General features: G+C 45.6%; 13 protein-coding genes. 7 read left to right on the top strand and 6 right to left on the bottom strand.

From position 1 onward, the window contains the following. Nucleotides 1-69: 69 nt before the first annotated feature. On the bottom strand, nucleotides 70-1,266 hold the full coding sequence (locus F0265_RS07940) for an acetate kinase (RefSeq protein ID WP_171748474.1): 1,197 nt from the start codon (nucleotides 1,264-1,266) through the stop codon (nucleotides 70-72). Nucleotides 1,267-1,615: 349 nt separating this feature from the next. Here F0265_RS07940 and yfbV point away from each other — a divergent pair, with 349 nt between their 5' ends. Continuing rightward, the gene (yfbV, locus tag F0265_RS07935; protein ID WP_006959098.1) at nucleotides 1,616-2,068 is read left to right on the top strand and encodes a terminus macrodomain insulation protein YfbV; all 453 of its coding nucleotides are present in this window, start codon (nucleotides 1,616-1,618) and stop codon (nucleotides 2,066-2,068) included. A 186-nt stretch (nucleotides 2,069-2,254) separates the two neighbouring features. On the opposite strand, the gene ald is transcribed toward yfbV, so the two are convergent. Next, nucleotides 2,255-3,379 carry an alanine dehydrogenase gene (ald, locus tag F0265_RS07930; RefSeq protein WP_006959097.1) on the bottom strand — a complete coding sequence of 375 codons (1,125 nt, stop codon included), beginning with the start codon at nucleotides 3,377-3,379 and terminating at the stop codon, nucleotides 2,255-2,257. A gap of 156 nt (nucleotides 3,380-3,535) precedes the next feature. On the opposite strand from ald, the gene lrp reads away from it, so the two are divergent. Further along, the gene (gene lrp / locus F0265_RS07925; protein WP_006959094.1) at nucleotides 3,536-4,030 is read left to right on the top strand and encodes a leucine-responsive transcriptional regulator Lrp; all 495 of its coding nucleotides are present in this window, start codon (nucleotides 3,536-3,538) and stop codon (nucleotides 4,028-4,030) included. A gap of 192 nt (nucleotides 4,031-4,222) precedes the next feature. Then, nucleotides 4,223-7,150 carry a DNA translocase FtsK 4TM domain-containing protein gene (locus F0265_RS07920; protein WP_171748473.1) on the top strand — a complete coding sequence of 976 codons (2,928 nt, stop codon included), beginning with the start codon at nucleotides 4,223-4,225 and terminating at the stop codon, nucleotides 7,148-7,150. Nucleotides 7,151-7,230: 80 nt separating this feature from the next. Here the strand turns inward: F0265_RS07920 and dsbB are convergent, their stop codons facing one another. Beyond that, entirely contained in the window at nucleotides 7,231-7,752 is a 522-nt protein-coding gene (gene dsbB / locus F0265_RS07915; protein WP_171748472.1) for a disulfide bond formation protein DsbB, read from the bottom strand. Between the two features lie 94 nt (nucleotides 7,753-7,846). After that, on the bottom strand, nucleotides 7,847-9,436 hold the full coding sequence (gene nhaB / locus F0265_RS07910; RefSeq protein WP_171748471.1) for a Na(+)/H(+) antiporter NhaB: 1,590 nt from the start codon (nucleotides 9,434-9,436) through the stop codon (nucleotides 7,847-7,849). Between the two features lie 694 nt (nucleotides 9,437-10,130). Between nhaB and fadR the strand changes: the two genes are divergently transcribed. Further along, nucleotides 10,131-10,970, top strand: a complete 840-nt coding sequence (gene fadR, locus F0265_RS07905; protein WP_171748470.1) for a fatty acid metabolism transcriptional regulator FadR — start codon at nucleotides 10,131-10,133, stop codon at nucleotides 10,968-10,970. Nucleotides 10,971-11,036: 66 nt separating this feature from the next. Here fadR and F0265_RS07900 read toward each other — a convergent pair whose 3' ends face one another. Beyond that, entirely contained in the window at nucleotides 11,037-12,206 is a 1,170-nt protein-coding gene (locus F0265_RS07900; protein WP_171748469.1) for a DUF1887 family protein, read from the bottom strand. A 147-nt stretch (nucleotides 12,207-12,353) separates the two neighbouring features. Continuing rightward, entirely contained in the window at nucleotides 12,354-14,345 is a 1,992-nt protein-coding gene (locus F0265_RS07895) for a methyl-accepting chemotaxis protein (RefSeq protein WP_171748468.1), read from the bottom strand. A 224-nt stretch (nucleotides 14,346-14,569) separates the two neighbouring features. Here F0265_RS07895 and hinT point away from each other — a divergent pair, with 224 nt between their 5' ends. The 3 genes from hinT (at nucleotide 14,570) to F0265_RS07880 (ending at nucleotide 16,808) form a co-directional block, all read left to right on the top strand. After that, nucleotides 14,570-14,920, top strand: a complete 351-nt coding sequence (gene hinT, locus F0265_RS07890) for a purine nucleoside phosphoramidase (RefSeq protein WP_171748467.1) — start codon at nucleotides 14,570-14,572, stop codon at nucleotides 14,918-14,920. 107 nt (nucleotides 14,921-15,027) lie between these two features. Beyond that, complete coding sequence (locus tag F0265_RS07885) at nucleotides 15,028-16,422, top strand: hypothetical protein (RefSeq protein WP_171748466.1); 1,395 nt, start codon at nucleotides 15,028-15,030, stop codon at nucleotides 16,420-16,422. Continuing rightward, complete coding sequence (locus F0265_RS07880; protein WP_171748465.1) at nucleotides 16,419-16,808, top strand: YcfL family protein; 390 nt, start codon at nucleotides 16,419-16,421, stop codon at nucleotides 16,806-16,808. The genes F0265_RS07885 and F0265_RS07880 overlap by 4 nt, the downstream gene beginning before the upstream one ends. The last annotated feature ends 36 nt before the right edge of the window (nucleotides 16,809-16,844 follow it).

The following is a 16,844-nucleotide window of genomic DNA, read 5'->3' as shown; positions in this document are numbered from 1 at the left end:
GAGATGGAATAGGAGTTACGCCCCTTAGTAAGAAAACCGGCTGACTTAAAAGTCAGCCGGTTGAGTCAATTAAAGACCTGCTAGACGTGCAGTGTCTTCAGCGATAACGAGCTCTTCGTTAGTAGAGATAACCATCGCTGGGATGCGGCTGTCAGCTGTAGTGATAGTACCTTCGCCGCCAAAACGTGCTTTCAGGTTAGCCTCACTGTCAACTTCGATACCGAATACGCCTAGACGGTTAAGAACCATCTCGCGGATTGGACCAGAGTTCTCACCGATACCACCTGTGAATACGATCGCGTCTAGACGACCTTCTAGAGTCGCAGTGTAACCAGCCACGTATTTCGCTAGGCGGTGGCAGAATACGTCCATCGCGCGAGTTGCTTCTTCTTTCTCACCGTAGTTGTCTTCAACGAAACGGCAGTCAGATGTCACTTCAGTCAGACCAGCAAGGCCAGACTCTTTAGTAAGCATAGTGTTGATTTGCTCTACAGAGTAACCAAGTGCGTCGTGTAGGTGGAAGATGATCGCAGGATCGATATCACCACAACGCGTACCCATTACTAGACCTTCAAGTGGAGTTAGACCCATTGAAGTATCGACAGACTTACCGTTCTTGATTGCACAAACAGAAGCGCCGTTACCTAGGTGACAGTTGATGATGTTTAGTTCGTCTGCAGGCTTACCTAGACGCTCAGCTGCTTCGCGAGCGATGAATAGGTGAGATGTACCGTGCATACCGTAACGACGGATACCGTGCTCTTTGTACAGGTTGTATGGAAGTGCGTATAGGTACGCTTCTTCTGGCATAGACTGGTGGAAAGCCGTATCGAATACCGCTGACATTGGCAGGCTAGGGAATGCTTTTTGAGCCGCTTTAATACCGATGATAGCCGCTGGGTTATGAAGAGGTGCTAGTGTCGCACAGTCTTCGATACCTTTAAGAACGTCGTCAGTGATAAGAGCAGATTGAGTGAACTTCTCACCGCCGTGTACAACACGGTGACCAACTGCTTTTAGCTGATCTGCAAGTTCTGGCTTAGAAGCAAGAATAGTTTCTACGATGAAAGAAAGCGCTTCATCGTGTGCTGCACCTTCACCTAGTTGTGCTTCGTGCTTACCATCCAGTTTCCATTTGATACGTGCTTCAGGAAGGTGAAGACATTCAGCAAGACCTGTTAGGTGCTCGTTGCCGTTTTCTGCATCGACAATCGCGAACTTAAGAGAAGAACTACCGCAGTTTAAAACTAAAACTAGCTTAGACATGAGTGACTACCTGTAATAATCAATTAGGATAAAAAATTAATCACAAGAATAGACGAAGCTCAAAAGGCTGCGTACTAATCTTGGTCAAAAAAACTTCGAATTCCGTATAAAAGACAGCAGTGATTCCCGCTCACTGCTCTTGCATCCGCTGCAGAAGGGTCCCGAGAGTTGCTTAAATTGTAAATAACAGCAACAATGAGATTGTGGGCCTGCAAAGGATAACGATAATAGCCAATAATAACAAAAAAATTTGAAAGAATATTAACTTTCATCAATTTTTTACGCTGAAAGTTGAATCTTTCAACTGAATTTTAGTTTTTAAGGCCCGATACTGGAGTGAGAGAGTCCTATGAGTAATAAAGTCGGTTTAGTTCATAACCTACGTGATGGGCAGAAGTACATGGAAACGTGGCCTATGCGCAAAGAACTCAATTTACTGTTTCCAGAGCAACGCATTATCAAAGCCACTAAATTTGGCGTAAAAGTGATGCCTGCAATCGCTGCTATTAGCGTTTTGACCCAAATGGCCTTCAATAACTACTCAGCAATGCCCCAGGCGGTGATTATGGCATTGTTCGCCATTAGCTTACCGATTCAGGGTATGTGGTGGCTTGGTAGTCGAGCGAATACCCAACTTCCCCCAGCATTGGCGGGCTGGTATCGTGAAATTCACCAAAAGATCGTTGAGAGTGGATTTGCGTTAGAGCCGATGAAAAGTCGCCCTCGTTATAAAGAGCTGGCTCAAATTCTTAATCGTGCTTTTCGTCAGCTAGACAAAAACGCACTGGAACGTTGGTTTTAGAGAACAAACCGGCGATTTCTTGAGAGCACCTCATTTTTAATCACCATGGATTTTCTGAGAAGCCGTGAATGAAGGAAAGGTTTCATCAACCGGTGCAGATCAGGTGAAGCCAAAACACATCTCTTAATCCCCATAAAAAAACGCCCACCGAAGTGAGCGTTTTTTGCTATTCATTGCGATTCAACATTAGTTGAACATTGCGATAGCATTTGCTGGGTCTACGTATTCTAGGTCGAAGCTTTCTGCTACTTCTTTACACGTTACTTTACCGTGAATAACGTTTAGACCTTCTAGGAAGCCGTTGTCTTCAAGAAGTGCTTCGCGGTAGCCCTTGTTCGCTAGCTTAACAATGTAAGGCAGTGTTGCATTGTTTAGAGCGAAAGTAGAAGTGCGTGCAACAGCACCTGGCATGTTTGCTACACAGTAGTGAACAACGTCATCAACAATGTACGTTGGATCTGCGTGAGTTGTCGCGTGTGAAGTTTCGAAACAACCACCTTGGTCGATTGCAACGTCAACAACAGCCGCGCCTGGCTTCATCTTCGCGATGTGCTCTTTTGTCACTAGTTTAGGAGCAGCAGCACCTGGGATTAGAACAGCGCCGATGACTAGGTCTGCTTCTAGAACATGCTTCTCAATTGCATCTTCTGTAGAGTAAACCACTTTTGCACGACCTTGGAATTCTTCATCTAGACGACGAAGCGTGTCTACATTGCGGTCTAGGATAGTGACGTCAGCTCGTAGGCCTACTGCCATACGTGCTGCGTTTGCACCTACTACGCCGCCACCAACAACAACAACTTTTGCTGGCTCAACACCTGGTACACCACCAAGAAGAAGACCACGGCCACCGTGAGATTTCTCTAAAGTTTGTGCACCCGCTTGAATAGACATGCGACCTGCTACCTCAGACATTGGAGCAAGTAGTGGCAAGCGACCCATATTATCTGTTACAGTCTCATACGCTATACAGACAGCTTTGCTCTTGATTAGCTCTTCAGTTTGTGGAAAATCTGGTGCTAGGTGCAAATAAGTAAATAATATTTGTCCCTCGCGGAGCATAGCACGCTCAACAGCTTGAGGTTCTTTAACCTTTACAATCATTTCTGCTTGCGCGAAAACGTCAGCAGCGGTAGGAAGAATGGATGCGCCTACAGCGATGTAATCATCGTCTGAAAAGCCGATGCCAGAACCGGCATTGGTTTCTACAAAAACCTGGTGACCTTGAGATACTAGCTCGCGAACGCTCGCTGGGATCATACCAACACGGTACTCGTGGTTTTTGATTTCCTTAGGTACGCCAATGATCATCCTGACTCCTCATTTTATTTTGGTTGTATTAACTATGTGTAGGGTAATTCTGTCGAATTAATATCTAGTATAGATACGATTGAATAAAATTTGATACTGAATATTAAAAAGTTGTAGTATATTTTTTTGCAAGGAAGTAATAAGGTGGAATAAAAAATGGCAGACAACAATAAGAAGCCGTCTAAGGATCTAGACCGTATCGATCGCAACATTCTAAACGAACTGCAGAAAGACGGTCGTATTTCAAACGTTGAACTGTCTAAACGAGTTGGTCTATCACCAACGCCGTGTTTAGAACGTGTTCGTCGTCTGGAACGTCAAGGGTACATTACGGGCTATACAGCTTTGTTAAACCCGCAGTTCCTTGACGCATCACTATTGGTTTTCGTAGAAATTACGCTAAACCGTGGTGCGCCAGATGTGTTTGAACAATTTAATGCAGCAGTGCAGAAGCTCGATGATATTCAGGAATGTCACCTAGTATCAGGTGATTTCGATTACCTATTGAAGACTCGAGTGTCGGACATGAGTGCATATCGAAAGCTCCTTGGCGATACGCTTCTACGTCTTCCTGGGGTTAACGACACACGTACGTATGTTGTTATGGAAGAAGTTAAGCAGACAAACCAGTTAGTTATCAAAACGCGCTAATCTTTGCAGAGTAGCGTAATACCTTTCGATATTCTGACTTAAGGTAATTGGGTTTTAAGTCCCGATATGGTTAAATCGATAGTCCGAGTGGCATAGCTGCTCGGACTATTTTTTTCCTTACTGATTAACCGGGTGGATGTTCAAGCAAGGGTGTTGCATTCGGGTCAGTATCACGCAGTTGATAAGTTGGTTATGTTCAAAGAGAACAAAAATAAAGTTGAAACAATAATCAAAACCGGAGAAGAGCCTCAGTCTTCTCGTCTTGATGGCCCTCAACGTCTAAAAGAGTGCAGTCTTATCGTGATTGTGCTGTCTTCTATATTATTGTCGGTCGCCTTACTCACGTTTAATCCTGCTGACCCTTCTTGGTCTCAAACCGCTTGGGGTGGAGACATCAATAACGCAGGTGGTTTGGTCGGTGCTTGGATTGCCGATACATTATTTTTTACTTTTGGCTCGATGGCTTACCCGATTCCAATCATTATCACGATTACTGCTTGGGTTATGTTGAGAAAGCGAGGTGAAAACGAGCCTATCGACTTGATGCTTTGGGGCACACGCCTTCTTGGTTTAGCGATACTTATTCTGACCAGCTGTGGTCTTGCAGATATTAACTTCGATGATATTTGGTATTTCTCTTCTGGTGGGGTAATTGGTGATGTACTGACCAGCTTATCGCTCCCCACGCTCAATATCTTAGGTACTACACTAGTTTTTCTCTTTTTGTGGGGAGCGGGTTTCACCCTACTAACGGGGATTTCATGGTTATCGATTGTCGATTGGCTAGGTGAAGGTGCTATCCACTTGATTACTAACCTAGTGAATAAAGCACGTGGTGAAAAGGAAGAACTTCTAGAGCCTCAATTAACGACACCTCGTGACGACGTAAAGAAAGCTCCGGTAGATGATACTGAACATGAAGATGCGTTGTTTGCAGCGAATGTGGATGAGGAGCCTCGCCGTTTCAATATTCACATGCCTGATACTCACAAAGAGCCAACGGTAAGTGACCCAGCAGTAGAAAGAATCAACATTGAGCCTCGTTCGTATCAACCTGAACCGCAAGTGCTTCCTGAGCCTATTGTCGAAGCGCCTCTAGTCGCTCAAAACGACATATATGAACAAGAACCTAAAGAAGAGCGCACCAGACAGCTTGGTTCGACGATAGAAGAACTCGAAGCGGCGGCTCAAAGCGAAGATGATTTTGCGGTTCAAGAGCAAGAAGGCACCACTGAAAATATCGATGCAGCAGGTAGAGAACCTGAAACTGCGGAGCCTCCTGTTAACGCCGACCCTATTCAAGGTATGCCGTGGAGCACTGAAGAGGTTCATGAAGAACAAGAAATAGTTCAGCCTCGAATTGACCCTACAGAGCTCGAGCAGATATCGACTGAGGTGGAACCAGACAGTAGTCATCAAGATCCTGTTATCTCGTCATTTGAAGTCGCTGATGAAGACAGTGATATTAGAGCCTCGGTAGAGGTAGAAGACGTTGAAGAGGGCGATGAGGATGTCGCAGCGTTCCAGAATATCGTCTCGGATGCTCAGGCAAAAGTTGCTGCTCAGCAGAACCCGTTCCTTGTCCAGCAAGAAGCCAACCTCCCTACGCCAAAAGAGCCAATGCCGACATTGGAGCTACTGTATCACCCAGAAAAACGCGAGAACTTTATTGACCGCGCTGCGTTGGAAGAGATTGCTCGCTTGGTTGAAGCTAAGCTTGCAGACTACAAGATTAAGGCTGAAGTCGTCGATATTTTCCCTGGTCCCGTCATTACACGATTTGAACTGGACTTGGCACCAGGGGTTAAGGTAAGCCGTATTTCGGGCCTTTCGATGGACTTAGCTCGCTCTTTGTCAGCGATGGCGGTTCGTGTTGTGGAAGTGATACCGGGCAAACCTTACGTAGGACTCGAGTTACCAAACATGAGTCGCCAGACGGTGTACTTCTCAGATGTTGTTGGTAGCCAGCACTTTATCGAAGCCAAATCACCCACAACGGTCGTACTTGGTCAAGATATCGCAGGTGAGGCCGTTGTCGCAGATCTGTCGAAGATGCCACACGTGCTGGTCGCGGGTACCACGGGCTCAGGTAAGTCAGTGGGTGTAAACGTGATGATCTTGAGTATGCTGTACAAAGCGACGCCTGAAGAAGTGCGTTTCATCATGATTGACCCGAAAATGCTCGAGCTATCGGTATACGAAGGCATTCCACATCTTCTATCTGAAGTGGTTACTGACATGAAAGATGCGTCGAATGCGCTGCGTTGGTGTGTGGGCGAAATGGAGCGTCGTTACAAACTGATGTCCGCACTTGGCGTACGTAACATCAAGGGCTTTAACGACAAGCTCAAGATGGCGGCAGAAGCTGGGCATCCGATTCACGACCCATTATGGCAACCGGGCGATAGCATGGACGAAACTCCGCCATTGCTGGAGAAACTTCCTTACATTGTGGTTATCGTCGATGAATTTGCTGACTTGATGATGGTGGTAGGCAAAAAGGTTGAAGAGCTCATTGCCCGCCTCGCTCAAAAAGCGCGAGCCGCTGGTATTCACTTGATTCTTGCGACGCAGCGCCCATCTGTTGACGTCATTACTGGCTTAATCAAAGCCAATATCCCAACGCGTGTTGCGTTCACTGTATCAACTAAAACGGATTCTAGAACCATTCTTGATCAAGGTGGTGCTGAGTCGTTATTAGGTATGGGTGACATGCTTTACCTTCCTCCGGGCTCCAGCCACACGGTACGTGTACATGGTGCGTTTGCTTCAGATGACGATGTACATGCTGTGGTAAACAACTGGAAAGCGCGTGGTAAGCCAAACTACATTGATGAAATCACCAATGGCGACCAAGGGCCGGAGGGCCTACTACCGGGTGAGAAACCTGAAGGTGAGGAAGAGATGGATCCGCTGTTTGACCAGGTTGTCGAACACGTCGTGCAGTCACGCAGAGGCTCTGTTTCAGGTGTGCAACGACGCTTTAAGATTGGCTATAACCGTGCCGCTCGTATCGTTGAGCAATTAGAAGCTCAAGGGATTGTAAGTGCGCCGGGGCATAATGGAAACAGAGAAGTGTTGGCCCCTGCACCTGGCCGTGAGATGAACTATAGCTTCTAGCTTCTAGCTTCTAGCTTCTAGCTTCTAGCTTCTAGCTTCTAGCTTCTAGCTTCTAGCTTCTAGCTTCTAGCTTCTAGCTTCTAGCTTCTAGCTTTTACAAATTGCGCAATAACGATAACAGCTAATGCAGCTAGGTTTGCCGCGAAAATGACGACTAACCACTGAGGCATAGAGAGTGACAGGAACTGCCACACGACTTTGCTGCAGTCACCAAATGCTTCAAACATCCATGGCGCCCATTTGTTGAGAGGTGCCCAGTCGGGGAAGGTAACAAACAAATCGCAGGTTGCAAACGGAGAAGGGTTGAATTGGTAATCAACGTGCTCCAGAGCTAGCATTAAGCCTTTATATGAACTCGCTCCCCATGCCGTGAGCCCCAGCCAGCGTATTGCTGTGTTGTCCGGTGCTATCAAACCGATTATTGCAGCGGCGCCGATTCCAAGCATAGCGACGCGCTCGTAGATACACATAACACAAGGTGCCAGCATCATGACGTGCTGAAAGTATAATGCTGCTGCCTCAAAGAAGATGACAAAGGCTAATAGCAGTAACCAAGACAGGCGTGATTGAGAAAAAGACTTAATAGTAGAAAGAATGTTCACAGAGATATCCTGTTTATAAAAAAAGCTCTGACTAATCAGAGCTTTTTATCGTGGAAAAGTTTCGGCTTCAACTAAAACTTTTAAGTTTTCTTGATTAATGTCCGCTAGAGACCGCTGGAGTCAGCTCACCTACATGTGCAGAAATCCAACCTGCGTCGTAAAACCACGCTGTCATCGGCTCAACAAAGAACACAATACCCGCAAGACCAACAAGCGCAAGGACGATAGTATAAGGCAGAGCCATGATAACCATGCGGCCGTAAGACAAGCGAATCAGAGGTGCTAGAGCAGAGGTCAACAGGAATAAGAAGGCTGCTTGACCATTTGGCGTTGCTACTGAAGGAAGGTTAGTACCTGTGTTGATTGCTACTGCGAGTAGGTCGAACTGGTCGCGAGTGATCACTCCCTCAATTAATGCTGTTTTTACCTCGTTGATGTAAACGGTACCGACGAATACGTTATCTGACACCATAGAAAGTATGCCATTAGCAATATAGAAGAGCGCAAGCTGAGCCCCCTTGTCTTCGACGTGTAGCACCGCATCGATAACAGGCTTAAATAGCTGCTGGTCGATGATGACGGCAACAACAGCGAAGAAGACTGCAAGTAGGGCAGTAAACGGCAATGCTTCTTCAAACGCTTTACCCATTGAGTGTTCTTCGATGACACCAGTAAATGCGGTAGCAAGAATGATGACAGACAAGCCAATCAAGCCAACAGCCGCAAGGTGAAGTGCTAGCCCGACGATAAGCCAGATAGCAATTGCGCCTTGAATCCACAGCTTCGCGACATCTTGCTTAGTACGTGTTTTACGTTCTGCGTTGTCAAAGTCGACTAGGATTTGACGAACGTTATCAGGTAGGCGAGCACCGTATCCACAGATTTTAAGCTTTTCAACAAGTACACAAGTAATTAAGCCGCAGACAAAAACGGGTGCTGTAACTGGTAGCATACGAATAATAAATTCGCCGAACTGCCAGCCAGCCTGATCTGCAATGATCAAGTTTTGTGGCTCACCAACCATGGTCATTACGCCACCCAGTGCCGTACCAACACCTGCATGCATCAATAGAGAACGCAAAAACGCACGGTAGTTCTCTAAGTCATCGCGCGTTAGTTCTGAAAGGTGATCGTCTTGCGTGTGGTCGTGTGATGCTGTTGAGCCTTTGCCCGAAGCGACTTTGTGGTAGATCGCGTAGAAACCGACCGCGACACTAATGACAACTGCAATCACGGTTAGTGCGTCAAGGAACGCAGACAGAAAAGCTGCTGCAAAACAAAAGGCTACAGAGAGCAGGCTTTTTGAGCGAATACCAAGCAGTATCTTCGTAAAGATAAACAGCAGAAGCTGTTTCATGAAGTAGATGCCCGCTACCATGAAGATCAGAAGCAATAGCACTTCGATATTGGCGACTAGCTCGTGTTTGACTTGCTCTGGGCTGGTCATTCCAATCGCAATAGCCTCAATGGCTAATAAACCACCCGGTTGAAGAGGGTAACATTTGAGGGCCATAGCGAGAGTAAAAATAAACTCGGCGACCAGAAGCCAACCCGCTACGAATGGGTCGATAAGGAAAAAGACAATCGGGTTGATGACAAGAAATGAAATGATGGCAACTTTATACCAATCTGGGGCCTTTCCTAAGAAATTCTTAATGAAAGCATTCCCGAGTGACATCGGCATGATACTAATACTCTTAAATGTTGTTATGAATAGACACTGCGTGTGCTTGTATCTATATATCTGTGTCATTGTGGGCTTAGAACATCACCAAATTAATTGTGGCGAATGACAAGAAAAAACGCTGAAACAGACCTGATTCAACAGTGACTTAGAAAAACAACATAAAGCAAAATGATATGTGGCCTTGCCAAGTCACTCCCTGAGAAAGACAAGCACTCCTTACTTTGGTCGCAACTGTACTCCTCAAGTTAATTTAGTCAATAATAAAGTTTATCTTGATAAATCACTCAGTGGACTTTTGTTTAAAAACGCGATCAGAGTGGCGTTAAGGCGGGATAAGAGTTGTGAAAAAAAACAATTCGTGGCAGCTCGGCCTCGAAAAGGTCGAATAAGATAGATTATGTCATTATATTGAATGGAAATGACAGTTTAATGTTGCAAAATTAAAAACTTATGTTTTGCAAACTAAGTCAATACCCATAAGGGCTAGCAAGTGTGAAGTTTTTATTAAATTTATAATAAATTAGCTTTGACTCAAAGACATAATAACGCAATCGCTCAGTATAAATTAGAGCTGTGACTCTATTGGTGTTTTGCGTCAAGTTTACTTTCGGTTTGTTTCCGATAACTAAGAACTAGTGGTATGATGAGTTCTATTCGACCCTATAAATAAAAATATTGGATAGTTAAATTAATGGTCATCAAGGCAAAGAGCCCTGCAGGTTTCGCAGAAAAATACATCATTGAGAGTATTTGGAAAGGGCGCTTCCCTCCAGGTTCTATTCTTCCCGCTGAACGCGAGCTCTCTGAATTAATAGGGGTTACCCGAACGACACTGCGTGAAGTGCTACAGCGCTTGGCGCGTGACGGCTGGTTAACCATCCAACACGGCAAACCGACCAAGGTTAACCAGTTCATGGAAACATCGGGGCTACATATCCTCGACACGCTAATGACCTTGGATGCGGATAACGCAACTTCGATTGTTGAAGATTTGCTTGCGGCACGAACAAATATCAGCCCTATTTTTATGCGCTACGCGTTTAAAGCGAATAAAGAAAGTGCTGAGCGTACCATTAGTGGTGTTATCGAATCTTGTGAGAACCTGCTTGCTGCAGACTCTTGGGATACGTTTATGGAGTCTTCACCTTATGCGGAGAAAATCCAACAACATATCAAAGATGACGGTGAGAAGGACGAAGCTAAGCGTCAGGCAACTTTGATTGCTAAAACCTTTAACTTCTATGATTACATGCTGTTCCAACGTCTGGCGTTCCACTCAGGCAACCAGATTTACGGTTTGATTTTTAACGGTCTTAAAAAACTGTACGACCGCGTCGGAAGTTACTACTTCTCAAGCCCGGAAGCACGTAATCTAGCACTGCAATTTTACCGTGATCTACTTGAAGTTTGCGAGACAGGTGATCGTGACCGAATCATCGTTGTTGTTCGTCACTATGGTATTGAAAGTGGGCAGATTTGGAACGAGATGAAAACCTCGCTGCCAACAAGCTTCACTGAAGATGACAGCTAAGAGTTGTAATCGAATAAAAGAAAACCCGCCGATTGGCGGGTTTTTGTCTTTTAGGTCTGAATTTATCTAGCAGACATCGCAATCGTCGTATCCTCCCGCTTCTTTAAACCAGTTGGTTAAGTGCGTTTTTAAGTCTTTCAATTCATCTGGGCCGATCAGAGCTAATCCAAGATCTTCAGCTCGTGTAATATCGTTGTAGCGCAAAGGACGGAAGCTGACCAACATGGCTCGCGCTTGAAGACCACCCAGCAGATCGCGCAAGGATTCGAGCTTATACAAGGTGTCGTCGCCATCATCGCGCATACCTTTGGTTTTACACTCAATAATATGCAGCTTGTTATTGGCAACCGAGGCGACATCAAGCTCGTTACGCACTTCGCGATCACCAAGCTGACGATAAACCTGCACATTGAGTGAATGATCCTGAATGGTTGGCATATCTTTTTGGATCTGACGTACGGTACTGTGAACTAACGTCTCTAGCCATTCACCATTTGAGAAACGACGAGCGTCTTCATCTGCAAAGGTCAGTACGCCATTCTCGTAAGTCGCAATCTCGGCTTCAACTAAGTCACTGAGCAGCATGTTGAGCTCGCGGTAGCCTTGTTGTTTCTCTGACAGTGCAACATCGAGCTTTTGCTCTTTACGACACGTTGTTGCGAGATAGTTAAGCGTTGCTAAGCCTGGACCAAGCTCAAGCGCATTACTTGCCCATCGCTCACCAAGTTCATACAGTTTCTGATCCAGCTGTGGTGGAAGTTGCTGGTCGTTAAATTCGCCCCTTGCCCCAAATACCGTTAGGTAGTCGTCAATCGTAATTCGGTCTTCCACTTGAGTATCTTCTTTGCCGTCTGGGTATAGCCAGCAAAGACGGTCACTGTTTGGCTCGACGACAAAAATCGGCCAATGAAAAGTACGAAATACCTCATAAACAGACAGCAGACGATGACGCAGTCCACAACTGGCGTTTAACTTAACGTCTTCACCACGTGCATTAAGGTCGTCAGCCAGAATGCCAACAGCACGCTTAATCCGTGAAGTATTTGCGACATTCGGAATCTCAAAAAACTCTGATGTAATGTCTCTTTTAGCCAGAACACTATGCAAGCGATGGTACATATCTTTCTGGCCCTTAACACCAATAAAAACGATGTGATCACTGACGGTCCGGTTATCCAATAATGGAGTGACTAATCGAATTGGGTCCTGATCAATGATGCCAACATGAACTGCCATAAACCTTCCTCATGCTTGGCTTGCGAAAAATGTGAAGTGAGAAGTGGGCAAGCCTTACTAACCATATAACGACAGCGCATATAAAAAACAAGGGCGATTAATGAAATTAACCGCCCTGAGTGAATAATTTGCATTGTCTTTACAAAACTAGAGTTTGAAGCGATGCACCAGTTCGCCTTGTTGATTGGCTAACTGAGTCAAATCCGTACTAGTTTGTGCGATTTGAGCCATGGCTTGGTAGCTGGTGTCAGCAATCTGATTGATTTCATCAATGTTGCGAGCAATTTCTCCAGTAGTTTCACTTTGTTCAGCGGCGGCTTGAGAGATATGTCCACTCATTTGGCTGATTTCAATAATCAATGCCTGAATTTCCTCCATTGCGCTGTTGGCATTGGAAGCTTGAGCCACCGATTGATCCATATCATCCATGCAGCTTTGAATCACCTTGTTGGCAGATGTAGAGCTGTTTTGCAGGTTACTGATCATGTTTTCAATCTCTGACGTTGATTCTGTCGTTCGTTGAGCTAACACCCTAACTTCATCTGCTACAACGGCAAACCCACGTCCTTGTTCACCTGCTCGCGCGGCTTCAATCGCAGCATTGAGCGCCAGTAGGTTCGTTTGTTCAGCAATGTTACGAATCACATCCAAAATCGAGCCAATCTGGCTACTCATACTCTGGAGATCTTTAACGGCGTCGACCGACTGGGTGAGGCGGTTTTCGAGTTGGTTAATGGTGGTTATGTTGTCATTCATGATCTGACGACCAGACTCAGAGGCGGTTTCAACCTGCTCAACCATCTGTTGTGAGCTTTGTGCACTTTGCGCGACTTCTTGAACCGAGTGCGCCATTTCCGTCATCGCAGTAGCGACGTTAGCGGTTTGTTCACGTTGCTGACTGAGCTGTGATTGCGCTTGGGAGGAGGTTTGTTGGTTGATGTTAGCAGTATCGGTTAGGTTATCTGAAGCGCTGTTGAGCTTCTTCAAAATGTCGTGAAGATTGTCTGCCAGTGAGTTGATATGGCCACTTACACGGCTGAACTCATTGTTGTGGCGATTTTCAATGCGCTGAGTCATATCGCCTTGTGTCAGACTTTCAAGTGTTGAAAGGATACGAGTAAGTGGCGTGCGCACACTATGCGCGATGTGATAACCGATACCCAGAGCTAAGGCAATGACAAGAACGCCCAATGCGACTGAATTGATCACCCCTTGGTCGTAAACTTCGCTCGCCTCCGCTAGAGAAGCATGCAGGCCTTGTTGCGCAGCTTCACTGAAGGAGGTGAGCACTGCCATCGTGTTATCCACTTCCAGAGTCAGGTTAGCAATATTGGCATACAATGCCGCTTTAGCTTGCAAGTACGAAGCGTGTTGATCGAGTACGCCACCTTTTTTACCAATATCCGTGGTGAACTGCTGTACTGACTCATCAAATACCTTCTTAATTTCAGGCATCTGCGTGGTTAGGCCGCGATAAGCGTAATTAAGATGTGTGACGGCTTTTTTGTTTTTGGCGACCGCTTTATTTACTAGCTCTAAATCACTGCTCGCGAGAGCGTCAGACGTAATAACCTCTGCATCTTTCAGTTTAATAAAGTAGCTTTTAGCCATTACTTTCACTGAGATGCTGCTCTGGTCATCGACATACTCTTTCATTCCAACACCGAGCTCTGAATGCAGGCGCTGGAAGCGGCGTGATGATTTCTGAACATCAGCTTGGGCGGCAAACATATTGCGGTAATTGTTCATTGCGGCATCGGCTTCGGTAAAGTATCGCAGCTCCATCTCTTTTAGCTGTTCGATGCTTGCTTGGAGTTCAGCGTTGCCTGCACTAGCTTTAGCTAAATCTTGAAGAGCTTGGTCGTAGCGACTTTTCGCCTCTTCAAACTGCGCACGAATTTCATCCATTCGCTCAGAGCTCTGCGTTGTCAAAAAGTCTTTAAAAAGTTTGTCAGCAGAGAGCAGGTAAACACTGGTTTGGTTAGACTGCGATACCAAAGGTAAAGCGGTGTTAGACACACTGCCAAAGTTGGTGTGAATTTGTTGCATTCCTCGCATTGTCATAATGGTTGAAATAACAAACATTATGATGATCAATGCAAACCCAGCGTACATACGCTTGATCACTGAGCCTTTCATAGATCTCTCCCTAAATACTTAATGTCTTAAAAAATTAACAAAAAGAGAGTCATTGTATTGATAGCGAGACACGCATTTTATGACGCATAATACAAATTTAGCCATCTGCTACTATCAGTACGGTGTATATGTTAAGTGAACACTGTTTTTTATTGTGATCTGGGCAAGCTTAGCGCATACTCCTTTGCAACGTTCAACGAAAACAACACTTAATGGAGTGCTTCATGGCCGAAGAAACCATTTTCAGTAAAATTATTCGCAAAGAAATCCCTGCCGACGTGGTGTACCAAGATGATCTGGTCACGGCATTTCGCGATATCAACCCACGTGCGCCAAGTCACATTTTGATCATCCCTAATAAGTTGATTCCAACAACAAACGACATCGAAGAAGCGGATGAAGCGACAATGGGACGCATGTTTACTGTTGCTCGTAAATTGGCGAAAGAAGAAGGCATTGACGAAGATGGATACCGCTTGATTGTTAACTGTAACTCTCATGGTGGTCAGGAGGTGTATCACATCCACATGCATTTGGTCGGTGGACGACCACTTGGCCCAATGTTGATGAGTTAAGGTTAAACACTTTTTTTGAGGATAGCGGTATTCATGCAAACTTTTTATCAATACCGTTGTCCAATCGCGACGATGATGAAATTCTAATAAATAATTCGGAGTACGAAGTGCGTAAACACGTTCGACTCGCATTCGTGATATTCAGCTCTGCTGCTCTTTCTGCATGTGCCAATCTATCGGCTGGAAACTTATTTAGCCACTACAGTGCTCAAAACAACGAAGTCTATCAGACGGTCAAAACGGGCCAGTATCAAAAGGCGGAAGAAGCCTTACCTGAAGAGGTGGCAGGTGACATTCTTGATAACTTCGAAAAAGGGCGAGTGTACTTGCTTAACCAGCAGTACGAAGACAGTAAGTCTGCATTTGAAGCAAGTGATAACGCGGTTCGAGTTCAACAAGACAAAGCCACAATATCGGTGACAGAAACGGCGACCAGTGTTGGCGCGTTGGCTGTTAACGATAACTTGGATATCTATAAACCAGCCGACTATGAATTGGGCTTTTTGCATCTCTATCTAGGATTGAATTACCTCAAGAAGAACAGCCTTGAAGGTGCCTTGATTGAAATGCGCAGAGCAAACCAAGTGCAGGAACAAGCGCGCAAAGACCGAGAAAGAGAGCTGGAGTCTGCACAAAATGACATGCAAGCGCAGGGATTAAGTCCTAATCTGGGTAGTGTGCTGTCTAATTATCCTGATGCAGGTAAAACCTTGCAGGCAGTGCAGAATGGCTATCTGCTGTACTTATCAGCGCTTTTGTACGAAGCCGATAATGCATTGAATGATGCCTACGTTGACTATCGACGCGCATTGGCGGTGATGCCTGATAATGCTCAAGTGATTGATGGCGCGAAACGTGTCGCTAAACGCTTGGGTATGAATGAAGACCTCGTCCAACTGGAGAAACGTTATGGCAAAGCTCATTTCCTTGATAGTGACAAAGCAAGAGTCATTGTATTGGAAGAGCAGGGTGTAGTAGATGCTTTGCAAGGTTGGAAGCAAACTCTGCCGCTGTATGACAGCCGTGGGAACGGTGCTTTGTATACCATTGCGTTGCCTTATTACCCTAAACAAGTAAGCCAATCATTTTCGCCTATGCAGCTTAACGGCGAAAAGCTTCAAAGTGACTTACTGACGGATGTTAACTTAATGGCACAGCGTGACCTGTCAGAGCGAATGCCGACTATTATCATCCGTCAGGCGCTTCGTGTTTGGGCTAAAGACGAGCTACGCAAAGGCGCTGCGAAAGACGATGAGCTAGGCAATGCAATATTGAACATCTGGAATACATTGACAGAGCAACCAGATACGCGCAGTTGGTTAACACTACCGGGTGAAATTCGCAGTAGCAGCTCTGTAGTTGAGCCGGGTACTCAAACTATCGTTGTTGGTGAACAGCAACACCAATTTGACGTTGAGGCGGGGCGAACCACTATCGTTTGGATCTCTCGTCAGGGCAGCAATGCTACAATTTGGCATAAACAGTTAGGAAAAATTCGATGAAAAAGTGGCTTATTGCAGCAGTGGCTGCGTTAGTAATGGCAGGTTGTTCTAGCAACACGGCTGGGTTACGTATTGACGGTGAGTCGCAAACCGTTTTGTTTGGAGACAACGTGTTAGCGGGTCGCCTACAAATTGAAGATATCTCTACTACCCAGGTCGATGGTCGTGCTCGAGGTATTGTTCGACTCGCTAGCCAATACAAAGGTGACCAGCATATTCAGTACAGATTTTACTGGTACGACGATAACGGCCTTGAAGTAAACAACAAGCTGGGCCCATGGCGTCAAGCGATCATTCGAGGTATGGAAACGATCGCTATTTCTGAAGTTTCAGTGAATCCGAATGGCACGCAGTTCCGCGTTCAGATTCGCGAAAATGATAACTAAATCGAACTAAAGTCCACTAACTTTAGTCATACACTC

The organism is Vibrio sp. RE88 (assembly GCF_013113835.1).
Lineage (GTDB): Bacteria > Pseudomonadota > Gammaproteobacteria > Enterobacterales > Vibrionaceae > Vibrio.
The sequence above is the reverse complement of the archived record's forward strand: the minus strand, read 5'-3'. Positions and strand labels throughout refer to the sequence as shown.